Consider the following 13,709-nt stretch of genomic DNA (forward strand, 5'->3'; position numbering starts at 1 on the left):
GAGCACCATGGCGATCACCCTTGAGGGCATTGTCTTGCCCGATGACATCCAGTGGACCGATGAGCTGGTGTCCCACAGCGTCGGCCAGGTGCAGACGCCCACGCTGACCGGGGCACTCATCATCGAGGAATCCGCGCAGGCGGCAGGGCGTCCCATCACCCTCGCCAGTGGCAACGGGGCCTGGGTAACCCGTGCCACCGCGTTGTCCCTCACTGAGCTGGCGGCCACGCCACGGCCAGACGGCACGCCCATGACGCTCATCTGGGGCGATGGGCAAACCTTCGATTGCGTGTTCGATCGTGCCAGTGGTGAGGCGGTCACGGCCACCGAGGTCTATCGCCTCGCCGCTGGCGGCCAGGGGCCGGATCATCCCTACACCATCACCCTGCGCCTGATCACCGTCTGACACCCCATCATCTTGCTGGAGCCAGCCCAATGGCCGACGAAACAATCCATAGCGGCGACATCCGCATCCTGCAGTCTGAGCGCATGACCGATAACGCCGATGGCGGTGGCCGGCTGACTGGTCGCCCCGTGGTCGATGGCGCGAGCAATGACATCTTTGATGACATCTCTGACCTCGATCGCGCCGCAGGGCGCACCTCGCTGCGCAAGGTGGGTGCCGGCGTACTGACCGACAACACCGCCCAGTATTTCGGCGCCCACGCGATCATCGATCAGGTGCCATCCGACCCGAACGTCAGCGTGGTGATGTTCGATACCGGCTCCCCCTCGGATGAGCGGGAGTCCGCGCGTGACCATGTGGAAAGCTATGTCACCGCCGGCGTCAATTCACGCATGACACTGCTGGGCGATCAGCTCGCCGGTCAACGCAGCCTCACCACGTTTCAGATGACCGAGGCCCCATTGCCGGACCTGGGCGATGTGCTGGCGCTGATCACCGAGCAGGGCGACTTCGCCGGCGAGGTGCAGTACGTGCGTATCACAGAGATCGATCACGAGATCCGCACCTTCGAGTATCTGAATGGCAGCAGCGTGCAGACGTTCGAGCGCCGCGTGCTGACGCTGGGGCTATCCACTGCGCTGCGCCAGCGTGTCTATGGCGTGCAGCCCAAGCCCGGCACCGTGGACCCTGACACCGTAATCCGCGAAGGGCAGAGCACTGATGCTGCCCGATACTATGGCGTCAGCACTCTGGCCCAGCCCGCTGAGTTTGGTGACAACACCGTGCAGGTCGCCAGCACCTACGCGCCACTGGTACCGGCCACCACCACCGAGCAGGCAGTGACCGACGTGCAAGTGGGCGGCACGGCGAGTATCACCGTCAGCAGCAACGGCCAATCCTTCGAGGTGGCGCAGATCGCCAGCACCACCCAGATCGCGGTAGAGCTCAACAATCGCGCCTTCACCTATGTCAATCGCCTGAATCCGCTGCCGGCCCCGGGCAGCGTGGTGATCGCCTTCCGTAGCTTGGGCAAGTGGTATGAGCTCAGAGATGAAGACAGCAATAGCGACCTCACCGGCAATGGCGCAGGTCGGGTGGATTACACCAGCGGCTCGGTCAACGTCACGCTCAGCGCCATGCCGGATGTGGGCAGCGCCATCCTGTTCAGCTGGGGCACGCCGGTCCATTACGAAGACCGTGCCGGTCAAGCCACCATCGACAAGCCGTGGATGACCTTCCCGCTCGAGCATCCGGGTGTGGTGCCCAACTCGGTCACCGTGCGTTGGATCGCTGGCGGTAGCCAGAAGACTGCCACCGATGATGGTCTGGGCACTCTGAGTGGGGCCGCCACCGGCCGCATCGTCTATGGCTATGCAGACCGCAACGGCAATCCTCAGCCGGGCGAGGCCTATGTCGCGTTCAACGGCGATGCCTTCCCGGATGCCAACTCTCAGGTCGAGATCGAATACGACTACGGCGCCCCGACCACCGAGCAATTCCTGCCGTCTGCCAATGGGGCAGGGCTGGTCAGCCTGACCATCAGCGATGCGCCAGTGCGTCCGGGCAGTGTGTCACTCACCTGGACCGTCACGCGTACCTGGTCCAGCTCCGAGAATGAGACCAGCACCTCGCGCAATGGCACCTGGGAGACTGTCGAGCAGAATGGCGGCGAGGCCGATGTCACCTACACCATCACCGATGATGGCCGTGGCGGCTTTAATGGTGGCTGGGAGGGCAGCATCGACTACGCCACCGGCGCGGTCACTTTCGAGGTTGAGAAGGTCCGCGAGGTCAAGGAATGGGATGACGGCGACAACCTCAACCGTGAGTGGGGCAGTTACGAGAAGCGCGACAACTTCGAGAATGGTTCCAGTGTGTGGCTGACCAGTCAGCTGGATAGCGCTGCGCCGACCACCCACACCATCACTCAGGATCTTGCCCCTCTGGATGTAGACCTGATGCCGCTGCTGCAGGACAGCGTGGTGCCCGGCACGCTCAGCTTCACCTTCCGTGGTGACACCTTCATCGACCGCCAGGGCAGCCTCTATCGCAGCGTGGACAGCAATGGCGCTGGGGTGTTGGCGGGCACCATCGATTATGGCAGCGGCGATGCCCGCATCACCGACTGGCCGACAGGCACCAGCGCCACCATCACCGTGCAGACACTCGTGTCTACTTTCGGTACCTGGACGCTCGATGAAGCCTTCTTCCGCACGCCCGGCTCGCCGCTGCAGGTGGGTGGTCTACTGATTCAGGCCACCACGCTCGACGGCCGCTCGATCACCGGCCAGGCGGCACTCTCTGGCGAGATCGAGGGTGATGAGATGGCAGGGCAGGTCAGCTTCGAGACGGGCGTGGTGCGCGTCATGTTCGGCAAGCAGGTGGCCGATGCCAGTCTGACAGCCGCCGAGAAGTCAGAAAGCTGGTATGACGCCGCTGCGGTGGATGATGCCGGTATGATCTGGCGACCGACACAGATCATCCCCAGTACGGCCCGCTTCAATGCTGTGGTGTTGACCACTCTGCCGCTTGAGGCTGAGTTGATCGGTATCGACCCCGTGCGCCTGCCTAGCGATGGCCGCGTGCCCATCTATCGCGCCGGCGGCGTGGTGGTGGTGCACCACACTGGCCGAGCGCCGTTCCCCTTGGGGCTGGCGGATGGCACCACGCTGGATGTGGGACGTACCCGTCTGGCCAGTCTGGTGGTGGAGGACGCTACCGGCGAGGAGGTGCCGGCCACCCAGTACAGTGCAGACCTCGATGCCGGCACCGTACAGCTCGCCGCGCCTGACACGGCCACCTACCCCGAGCCCTGGTACGCCCTTCACCGTGTCGAGGACATGCTGCTGGTGGGTGACGTGGACCTCTCAGGCGTGCTGACGCTCAAGGGCAATCTGAGCCACGACTACCCGTCAGATGACACTCTGGTCAGCGCCGCGATGGTGGCCGGTGACCTGCAGGCGCGCGTCACCAATTTCTTCGACCTCGCCAGCTGGGACCGGGACTGGAGCAAGGATGATAACGACGGCGCAGACGGCACCCTGGCCGAGTACAACGTGACCACCTATCCGCCCATCATCACCAACCGCGGGGCCATCACCGAAGACTGGGCGCTGATCTTCACCGGCTCGAGCACGTTCCGCATCATCGGTCGCACTGTAGGTGAGATTGGCGTGGGCAATATCAATGAAGACACCGCCCCCACCAATCCCAATCACGGCGTGCCCTACTGGACCCTCAAGGCGGGCGGCTTCGGGGCCGGCTGGGTGAATGGCAACGTGATCCGCTTCTCGACCATCGGCGCGAGCTTCCCGATGTGGCTGGCGCGCGTGATCCTGCAGGGGCCGGCCAGCGGCCAGCAAGATTCTTTCCGCCTGCAGATCCGTGGCAACGCCAACGCCTGACCGCCACCGGCAGGCGCAACCCTCTATCCCTCAACCGCCCAGCCACTCGCTGGGCGGCCTTGTTTCTGGAGACGTTCAAGATGGCCGATTTTCCCGTGAAGTGGCTCAGCAGTGACATGGGCGGCAGCCCCGAGAATGGCGACCAATATGGTGCGCTGATCGAGCTGCTGAAAGCCTGCCTCGTGACCGGCTTCAACACCAAGCCCATTGCCTCGCTGACGTATGACAGCGCTACCCAGCAAGCCACCGCGAGCGTGGGCAGTGGTCATGGCTATCTCAAATGGCAGGTAATCGCCATCAGCGGGGCAGATCAGGCTGGCTACAATGGCGAGCATCGAGTGACCGCTATCGGCAGCGACTGGGTGCGCTTCGCGCTCGATACCGCGCCCGCTGCCAATGAGGCGACCGGCGATCTGATCGAGATCAAGACGGCACCCGTGGGCGGCTGGGAGATCGCAGCAGAGGATGCTGACAATCATCGCGCAGTGTTCAAGCGTACCAGCGAGCGTGCCACCGAGGTGATGCTGATGGTGGAGAATGGCACCTGGGGAGGGCATAGCAGTAACAGTGGCCGCCAGGCGCGTGTCAGTCTCATTGAAGAGATGATCGACATCGACACGTATACCGTGGCCGCGTCACGGCAATGGCCCTATTCCGCAAAGGAGACGACGCGCGATTGGGCATTGTTGGGGGATGGTCTGACGATGTTCTACCTCAACCGCTATGGCGGCCAAGGTAAGCACGGGGTATTCGTCTGGGGTGACATTAAGACGGTACGCCCAGGCGATGCGTATCATTGTGTGGTCGCGGGGCTGCAGGATGGCACCTGGTCCTCAAGCTCAGACACTTACGAGACGTATAGTGCGCTTCCCTACTTTGGCTCGACTGTCGAGATGAGTATCGCGCGTGCCTGGCATCAGCTGCCTGGTGCGGTGGGCTGGACGCTGGAGGGTGTCGGGGATCGCATCGGTAGCCTGATCAGTTACCCGAATCCGCAGGATAATGGCTTCTATGTGGCGCAGGGCGAGATGCTGGTCATTGAGTCAGGCGGCGTGCGCGGCTCGATGCCAGGGATGCTGCAACCGCTTCACACGGGGGCAGGGTACGACAAAGCGGTGGTGGACAATCTGCCCCAGATGGATGATGTGCCCGTCATGTTTCGCCTAGCGGCCAGTCGCGGGAATGCCGGCAAGGAGACGTTGATGGCCTGGCGGCTTGATCGCTGGCAGGAGGTATAAATGGCACTCACACACCATTACCCGCTAGAGGGTGATCTAGTGGATGAGCTGGGCGACTCTACCGCTCAGCAGGCGCTGGGTGACTGGACACCGAGCCAGATGCTCGAGGCGACCAAAGAGCTTGATCTGGCCGTGCCTGGTGCTAGCGCCTTATTTCCGATGGGGCTGGTGGCACCCTGGACGCTCGAGGTCTGGATGCTGTCAGCAGGGGGCGGCACTAGCCTTGTCCTGGGTGACAGCGGCATCGCGCTAGAGACAGATGCTGATGGCCTCTGGCTTGTCGTATCCGGCGAGCGCGTGCAGGCCCAGGGATTTTACCCTGGCTACTATCACACCGTTTTTATCACGCATGACGGGGCAAGTATCGGCGTGGCACTGGATGGGCGAGAAGGCATCGAGAGGCCGGCGGCTGCCATGCCACTCGAAACGCTGACCATCTCTCAGGCCACTGCGGCTGACCTGCGAGTGGTCGATGTTCGAGGGTATGACCAGGCGTTGACCAGGCCCGAGCAAGACCAGGCAGCGATGAGTCTTGCGGTACGTGACTTCCGCCCTAGCTGGGCAGTCGGCGGGATTGGCGGGGAGATCGCGGCGTATGACATGAGCATCGTGGCCGGGGGCAAGGTGGTCGATCAGGTCGGGGGCATTGATGCTGAGATCGTCGGGGCAACACCTACCACCCTAGGCGGCGTGCCTGCCATGGCGTTTGATGGTGAGGCCATGCTGCGAAGTGACAGTAGCCCCGCCATGATCAAGACCAAAAACCACACCATTGCCATGCTCTATCGCATGGATTCTATCGGTCACGACAATTTTTCCAACCTGGTCACGCTGGGCAGCCCTGGCGAGGATGTGGCCAGTAACTACTATTCGTGGCGCATTGATGTGTCTGCTCGCCTGTATACCTTCTATGAGGTGGGGGCTGGGGCAAATCGTAATACCTATCTCAATCACCGGCTGAAGCTCGATGGAAAGTCTCATTTTCTGGTGCTGCTGGTGGGTGATGGTGTTGTCAGTATTTATGAAGATGGGGTGCTGTCAGAGAGCAATGCGGCGTTTGGCCATTCCGACTCTGAGGCCACGCAAGTTGCCATAGGCGCAAACCCCGACACCGGCAGTGATGGATTTATTGGCGCTATTGGAGCGTTCACGTCCTATGACCGGCTATTGACTGAGAGTGAGATACTGGCGCTGACGGCCCGTTTCGGCATGCTGGCAGAGGCAAGGATGCCCAAGCAGTCGATGCGCCCACTAACTCGCCCCAAGCCCCAAGGGTATACCACCGCCACCGTGCCGGTGCCCAATCCGTCCGCGATTGATAGCAGAGGCATGAGCGATCAGAGGGTGGAGGCAACGGCAGGGGAAGGCATGTCGCACCTCGATCAAGTCGATGGCAGTGGTGCCAATGGCACGCCGACTGGCGGCGTCTCTGATCCGACGCGCATGGGCGTCATTGCAGGCACCGTTCTGGACATTCAGGCGCAGCCCGTCAGCCGGCGGGTGCGGGTGCATGAGCGCGCCACTGGCCGCATCGTGCGCGAGACATGGAGTGATGCCGATGGCAAATACCGACTTACGGACCTCGACCCGCGTCGCGCCTTCTTTGTGATGGCGTTCGATCACACCCTGCAGCAGAACGCGGTGGTATCTGACAACGTGCATCCTGAGCTGGAGGACAGCCCGTGATCCAATTCTCGACAGCAGTGAAGAATGAGCGGCTGGCAGCCATTGCCACCGCTATCGATGCCGGCGAGTCGCCGGCATCTTTCGTTGTGTACTCAGGCACTCGCCCATCACCTGGTGCTGCCGTCACCGATCAGGTGGCGCTGGCCACGCTGGAGGTGCCCCAACCCTTCGCGGCTGACATCTCGAGCGGAGTGCTGACAGGGGCCGGATTCGAGGAAGTCATGGCCGACGCCGACGGCGAAGCCACCTGGGCGCGATTGGTGGATGGCGAGGGTGGCTGGGTGATGGATCTGGATGTCGGCATCGAGGGATCAGGCGCTGACGTGACCATCAGCTCGACGACGATTTATCGCGGCATCATTACCCGAATCAGTCGAATCATTTTCGCCGAGGCCTGATGTGACTCCAATCGATCTGCGTTTCACTGGGCAGCCGTTGGCAGGCGATGCCCTTCAGCTGGTGTTGGATTTCAGCGGTGGCAAAGGTGAAGAGCGGATCACGTTGGCAGTAGATACTACGCTGCCGCCCCCAGAGCTGGATGCCACGCTCAGTCAAGGGCTGCTGATCGAGCTCGTCGCCACGCTGGGCGCACCGGCGGTTATCGATGTCGCCATGACTCGGGACATCAATGCCTATCGTGGTCCTGCCGAACAGGCGGGGTCACGGTTCGAGAATGCCGCGCGGGTAGAGGCCCAGGGCAGCACCCGCTGGCAGCAGCCTGCTCGCCCCTATGGGGCCACCGTGTCAGGCTTCGAGCAGGGCGCAACGCTTGCGGCCAGCCAGGGCGGCCAGTGGTCGGCACGGCCCCGCACCGATGCCGCCAGTGGCTCGCGGTGGGAGCAGGCCGAGCGCATCCTGGGCACCCTCAGCGGTAGCTCATGGCTGAGCTTGCCGCGTGTCCGCCGCGGATCTCGGCCGGTATGGGAGCAGGGGCAGGGAATCGCCGCGGCTCGCTCGAGCGGCTACCAGCACCCGCCCCGCAATGATGCCCGCCGGCGCTCGCGCTATGAGGAGGCCCGCACCCTCGAGCCGGTGACGATGGAGGTGCCCTATCAGCAGGGGCGCACCACCGGCGACGATTGGCGCGTGCCCTGGGAGCAGGCCCGCCGGCCACCGCCTGGCCTCGACTTGCCGCCAGACCCGCCTGAGCCGCCGGTGCTCGAGCCGGTGGAGGGTGGCACCACCCTGCAATTCTGCCACGCCATGCCGAGCGCCCCGTGGGTGCTGCAGTTTGGTCTGACGTGTGAGATACCCACCCCGACCATTCCCGTCAAAAGGCTCTATATCGTGCAAAACTCCGCGCGCCTGGTGCGCCTCTCCGATGGCCTGGAGCTGCCGGCCACCCAGATGACGCTCAGCATCGACGCTGACAGCTGGGCATGGTCATTCTCTGCCGGCCTGGCAGGGCGTGATGCTCAAGCGCTGGTGACCGGTACTGATGGCCAGCCGGTGGAGGTGATGGCCGAGATCAATGGCGAGCAGTGGCGGTGCTTGGTGGATGGCTGGCGACGCTCTGAGAGCTGGCAGAGCCATAGCGTGACCATCAGCGGCCGCTCGCTTGCGGCGTACCTGGGCGCGCCCTACGCCACCGCGCGCAGCCACACCGAGGACAGCCAGGCCACCGCCTCGCAGCTCGCCCGTGCTGAGCTGCCAGAGGGCTGGTCACTGGATTGGCGCATGACTGACTGGGTGGTGCCCGCCGGCGCGTGGAGCTATGACAGCCTCGCGCCCATCGACGCCATCTCGCGGATCGCCCAGGCGGCCGGCGGCTATGTGCAGGCCCATCAGCAGGATCAGACCATCATCGTTGCGCCACGCTTCGAGTCAGCGCCCTGGCGCTGGGCTGAGGTCGAGGCTGATCTGGCGGTGCCGCGTGACATCATCACCCAGCTGGGCAGCGATCAGCAGCCAGGTGATGCACGCAATGCCGTCTGGCTCCATGGCGACACCGGTGGCATCCAGGCCCAGATCATTCGGCAGGGCACCGCCGGCGATCAGCTTGCGCCCACCGTGGTGGATGCCCTGATCACCGATCAGGCACCGGCGCAGTCGCGCGGGATCGCTGAGCTGGCCGCTACCCTACGCCAGAGCACCGAGAGCCTGCAGATGCCCCTGGCGGCCTCTTTGGGCGGCCTGCTGCTGCCTGGCATGATGATCGAGTGCGATGGCTGGCGTGGTGTCTCGCGGGGCGTGAGCGTCAGCGCAAGCCTGCAGGGGCGTGCCCTGAGCGTGCGCCAGTCTATCGAGCTGCAGAGATTCCATCTGTGATGGCGTCGTGTGGTATCAGTTCAAGCAAAGGAGGGGGATAGCATGGCCAATCCATATCGCCGCTTGCTGGCGTTGCTGCCGACCACGCCGCGCCAGGTAGGCGAGGTGATCAGCGTCAGCGGCTCGCGCGTTCGCGTGGATCTGGTAGGGGGTGGGGTGCGCACCTGCCAGGGCGATGCCCAGGTGGGTGGCATGGTCTACGTGGAGGGGGACCAGATCACTGGCGTGGCTCCGAATTTAAAAATTATTGTTGTTGAAGTGTGAGTGAGAAGGATATTGCTTATTAAGTGATTAGTACTTAGATGTCAGGATGAGTTAGAGAGATTTAGGTAGTTAGTTAAAGGCCGGCTCACTTAGAACCGGCTGGAGTTATAAAGCATCTCGAGATTTTCAATGAGTAGCTATTTTATTAAAGTGCCGCTAACAAAGCAGACGAACCAGCACCAATAAGACTAGAAACAGTAGGGTTTTCGAGAAGCGATTTTAGTTTTGATTTTGCGTCTGTGTCTTGGCTTTCGGCTACATGCTTAACTATTTCTTTTATAGTTGCGTTGTGTATTAGTGTATTATTGTTTCCGACTTGTACGCTATTGGATGAAATTGACCCGATATTAATTGTGTTGCTTTCTGGCTTAGGCTTATGTTTTTCAGCAGCCTGATTGGTGATATATAGTGTAAGTAAACCTGGTGATTTTGTGCCCACACTTAATGACCCTTTTTCGTTAAAGTCAAAGTCAGTAATCATTAGCGGGATAAGCAGGGAGCCAATTTTTTGTTCTATTACCATCCCATGAGTTATGGCAGGGATGTCTTCGCAAGGAATTAGGACCTTGCCTTCTTTAGTTATTTTTTGAGCCCCATATTCTTCATTGTTGATTATCACTAAATCTGGGTAAAAGAATTTGTCTACAGTATTAATCATAACCGCTCCTTGGTTTGCTATATTTTATTAGTCTCACCCAATTCACTGTAGTCTAGTCGTTATGTTCTGTAAAGACGCTAGGTGCTAAAATTAGATGTATATTTATACGAGTAAACTATTTTGTCAGTGCATACTAAACACTGCTGGTGTTCTTCACTAGATATAAGTCATGCAATAGCTTTGTAGATGCTTTAAGTAAGCTATTTTAAGTTGCTGGAGGTCAAATTTTCACTTGTCTTATTAATCCCCCACAATGTGCGGGAAATTCCATCTTCTCTTTCCTTTCCCTTCTCTATCAGCCCATCTTCCTTAAGTTTCTCTAGAGATTTTGTTAATTCTACCCTACTAATAGGTAAAGTAATTCTTAGGCTCCGTTCAGTAAAAAATTTTCCCTTATTGTTATTAAGGTAGCTGTAAACTTGTGATTCGCTCGACTCAGCCAATCGCTCGTTGAGTGAGTTTAATACTGACTTTTTGAACTTGTTCCAGTCAATGTTATTGTTGATGTTGTTTTCATTTTTCTCATGGTTAAAATCTTCAATTGATTTGTCTATGGATTCTGTAACTGACTGCTCCAAGCTATGCGCGAGCAAGTAGTGATTTTGATCGATAAAGTCACTTGGCGCATACAAGCATTTATTGTTGAAGAGTAGTGCATAAAAAAATAAAGCCACTAAAATTATAGGGAAAGCCATGACAAAATAAACAAATATCTTTTGTATTTCAATCGGTAGGTTTACTAACGCAAGTGCAGCAAATGCTTCCGCTGCGCCTGCAAATACCGATATTAATGTAAGTGGATTGCTTATCTTGAATCTATCCATGACCACATCCTTGTGTATCAATAGCTTTTGGAGTTAACAAAATATTTTTGGTACTAAATGTAAAAATAAATATTAAGTTCTCCGTAAATACTTCTTTATCTTCGAAGTGCTAAGAGTTTTTTGGGCAAAGCAGTATGTCAACTGTGTTTACTCGTAGCTATTTGAGGGCATGTGCTACGTAGCCCATCGATATGCTCATCAAGGGCTGCTGGTATTTCGCGCCTCATTGGATCTAGAATGAAATCGATCCCCTCTCGTCGAGCTATTTTGGCTACGGGTACAAAATCTGCGTCACCTGCGAATAGAATTATCTGATCGACCTGGTTCTTCAAGGTCAACGATGTGACATCAACACCTATTCTCATGTCTACACCCTTCTGACGAGTAGACATTTTGACATCATCAGGACCAAGTTCTTCCAGCTTATACTTGCCTTTCAGCATCTTTTCAATGATATGAGGCTTTATGGTCCATTGTGTATCTTCCGATAAGTTTCCCAAGCGCAAGGCTACTTTGCGTTTCTTTTTAAGGGAACTATGCAACTCATTTCTAAAAACAGCTTCGTCAGTTTTTGAAAAATCTATAGCTCGCTTTGTTATTGGGTTATGGGCTTTCTTTTGAAGAGGAGGGCAGTCGTATACAAATATGCGATAAAGTTCTTTCCTAGACTTTTGGCCATGTATACGTTCATTCAAATGGCTAACAGCCCAGCGATGTAAACAGTCAGCTGCTCTTGACGCATTATAAGCATTTTCAGGCTCGATCTTTCGAAAGCGCTTAATGAAATAAGCGCAGTCAACTAGTATTGCTGTTGGCAATTATTTTCTCCTTGAAACGTAAACGCCCCTGGGCTGGGCACACCTCATGATTGTTTGAGGAGGCTTACTGCCAGGGGCGAAGATGAGTAAAACATACAATCCTTTTCTAGGGGTGTCAACATTCTCCCATTGAACTGGGTTGATGCTATACGAAAGGAGGGGGCCGTGAGGTTCTATGAAGTCGCCTGATGACGCTGCTGCCAGCCTTGCTACGTTGCTAGGTGGGGAACCAGGATAGACGTCAGCGGCTGCGCGTTCGCGTGGATCTGGTAGGGCGCGGGGTGCGTATCTGCCAGGGGATGCCGAGGTGGGCAGCATGGTCTACGTAGAGGAGGATCAGATCATCGGTGAGGCACCGAGGTTGCCAGTGGTGGTAGAGGTGTGAGCTAGCGGTACTATGAGAATGTGTGAAGATCGATTCTCAAAGCCGTGCAGTGATGTCTTAGTCCATAGCTGTGCCCCGTGTATGGTGACATGTATGGTGGAGATAGAAATATGCCGTTGGGCCCAGTATCTGCCGGTCTATTAGACTCCTGCAGGGGGCGCCAGCAATCCCACCTTCTGGACGACGTCGTCTGCCCTGCCTTCTGCGTCATCGCCTTATCGTCTTCTCAGTACCCTTCGTTGTGTGCTCAGCCCTCGCGGTGAGCAGCGTCTGTCTTGGCTTCAGGCCCGGAGTAAGAATTGCCGCACTTGATCTTCCTATCCGATACTCAATCAACAATGCCCTGACTCCTGGTCTGGACATCGCACCGTCGTGTCTGTCGGTCGCTTTGTCACTCAAACGTATTGCCAGCCAATCGTCCTGCCAGTTCAGCGCCGCGGGAAGGCGCAAGAGCAAGCCCTGCAAGAGAGTCTCTCGATAAATGCAGGGCTTTGGGTGTCAGCGGGAGTCTGATGTCACGGCATCAGTGGGCAGGGACAGAAACTTCTGCATGATGCGGGTATCGCGGAAGCGTTCGATCAGCTCCGGATCCGAGTCGAGTGCCGGCGGGTTGGCGAGACCTTCACGAATCTTGGCTGCCAGCGCCTCGATGGAGTCTTCGGAGATCAGGCGCGCCTGATCATGGATCAAGACATTGCGAATGCCGCCGGGGACATCCGGTGCCACGCACGGCGTGCCACAACACATGCTCTCCACCAGCACGATGCCGAAGGCCTCACTGCGTGAACTGAGCACGAACAGGCGGGCGTGCTTCATCCACGGGTAGGGGTTCAAGCGGCTACCGATCAGGTGGACCCTGTCGCCGACGCCCAGCTCGCGGATCAGTGCTTCGGTGGCTTCCCGCTTGGGGCCATCGCCGACGATGACGAGGTCTTCCTCGATGCCTGAGGCGAGGTATGCCTTGATCAGCACATCCTGACGCTTGACGTCCGAGAGGCGACACACCTGCACCACATAGGGGCGGGAGGGCAGTTCCACCTCTTCCTCTGCCATGGCGGCGATGGCATCCAGATCACAGACATTGCCGATGGTCGCGAGTCGCGCCGCCTTGATCCCGTGATGGTCCAGCAGGTGCTCGAGTTGCTGGCGCACATTGTCGGTGTTGCACACGACCTGCTTGCCGCTATACAGGCGGCTTAACAGGAAGCGTTGTTGCCAGCCCTCTTTCAGGTCGCCGGGCCATGACACCGCCACCTGCCACAGGCGTGGGTCCCGCCACGACCAGAAGGTCTCGAAGGCGCCCTGGCCGCGCGTGATGACCCGGTCGATCGGGCCGTGTTCCTTCTCCAGGCGCGCGATGAAACGGCGCAGGTAGTGACCGCCGTAATAGCCTCGCCAGACGTATCCTGAGCCCTTGATCCACGGAGCCAGCAGCAGGCGAGTGAACAGGTCGTAGAACAGGCCGATGCCCGTCTTGCGAAATGCCTTGTCGAAGTCGACCTGATGAAGGTGCACGCCGGCATCCGGGACGAGCTCCAGTTCGCCCTTCAGTACCAGTACATGGACCTCATGGCCTTCGCGGTGCAAGACATTGGCGAGATTGACGGTATTGCGTTGGATACCGCCGATGTTGAGCTTGCGGACGATTAGCAGGACGCGTTGTTTCATGGCTGAGGTCTATGTCGGAAGTGGAGTCGATGTGCACAAGTCAGTCACGTTGAAGCCTTGGCTGCTCAAGTCGATCAAGTGTCGGTCTTT

11 protein-coding genes are annotated in these 13,709 nt (G+C 58.5%); 7 read left to right on the forward strand and 4 right to left on the reverse strand.

The features are described from left to right. Positions 1–7 precede the first annotated feature (7 nt). The 7 genes from QD280_RS01125 to QD280_RS01155 all read left to right on the forward strand — a co-directional run bounded on the left by QD280_RS01125 (position 8) and on the right by QD280_RS01155 (position 9,266). A complete protein-coding gene (locus QD280_RS01125; protein WP_279838065.1) occupies positions 8–406 on the forward strand; it encodes a hypothetical protein in 399 nt (132 codons plus the stop codon). A 29-nt stretch (positions 407–435) separates the two neighbouring features. Continuing rightward, positions 436–3,810, forward strand: a complete 3,375-nt coding sequence (locus QD280_RS01130; RefSeq protein ID WP_279838066.1) for a hypothetical protein — start codon at positions 436–438, stop codon at positions 3,808–3,810. Positions 3,811–3,890: 80 nt separating this feature from the next. Further along, entirely contained in the window at positions 3,891–5,048 is a 1,158-nt protein-coding gene (locus QD280_RS01135) for a hypothetical protein (protein ID WP_279838067.1), read from the forward strand. Continuing rightward, a complete protein-coding gene (locus QD280_RS01140; protein WP_279838068.1) occupies positions 5,049–6,734 on the forward strand; it encodes a LamG-like jellyroll fold domain-containing protein in 1,686 nt (561 codons plus the stop codon). After that, positions 6,731–7,132, forward strand: a complete 402-nt coding sequence (locus QD280_RS01145) for a hypothetical protein (protein WP_279838069.1) — start codon at positions 6,731–6,733, stop codon at positions 7,130–7,132. Before QD280_RS01140 ends, QD280_RS01145 begins: the two co-directional genes overlap by 4 nt. A gap of 103 nt (positions 7,133–7,235) precedes the next feature. After that, positions 7,236–9,002 (forward strand): hypothetical protein, encoded by a 1,767-nt coding sequence (locus QD280_RS01150; protein WP_279838070.1) that lies wholly within the window; start codon positions 7,236–7,238, stop codon positions 9,000–9,002. 42 nt (positions 9,003–9,044) lie between these two features. Next, positions 9,045–9,266 carry a hypothetical protein gene (locus QD280_RS01155; protein ID WP_279838071.1) on the forward strand — a complete coding sequence of 74 codons (222 nt, stop codon included), beginning with the start codon at positions 9,045–9,047 and terminating at the stop codon, positions 9,264–9,266. Positions 9,267–9,411: 145 nt separating this feature from the next. On the opposite strand, the gene QD280_RS01160 is transcribed toward QD280_RS01155, so the two are convergent. The 4 genes from QD280_RS01160 to QD280_RS01175 form a co-directional block, all read right to left on the reverse strand. Then, on the reverse strand, positions 9,412–9,924 hold the full coding sequence (locus QD280_RS01160) for a hypothetical protein (protein ID WP_279838072.1): 513 nt from the start codon (positions 9,922–9,924) through the stop codon (positions 9,412–9,414). 200 nt (positions 9,925–10,124) lie between these two features. Next, the gene (locus tag QD280_RS01165) at positions 10,125–10,748 is read right to left on the reverse strand and encodes a hypothetical protein (protein WP_279838073.1); all 624 of its coding nucleotides are present in this window, start codon (positions 10,746–10,748) and stop codon (positions 10,125–10,127) included. A gap of 137 nt (positions 10,749–10,885) precedes the next feature. After that, positions 10,886–11,566, reverse strand: coding sequence for an NYN domain-containing protein (locus tag QD280_RS01170; protein ID WP_279838074.1), 681 nt, complete (start codon positions 11,564–11,566; stop codon positions 10,886–10,888). 883 nt (positions 11,567–12,449) lie between these two features. After that, a complete protein-coding gene (locus tag QD280_RS01175) occupies positions 12,450–13,619 on the reverse strand; it encodes a glycosyltransferase (protein WP_279838075.1) in 1,170 nt (389 codons plus the stop codon). Positions 13,620–13,709 lie beyond the last annotated feature (90 nt).

Origin of the sequence: Cobetia sp. 1AS1, assembly GCF_029846435.1 — a bacterium.
In the GTDB taxonomy this organism is placed as follows: Bacteria; Pseudomonadota; Gammaproteobacteria; order Pseudomonadales; family Halomonadaceae; genus Cobetia; species Cobetia amphilecti.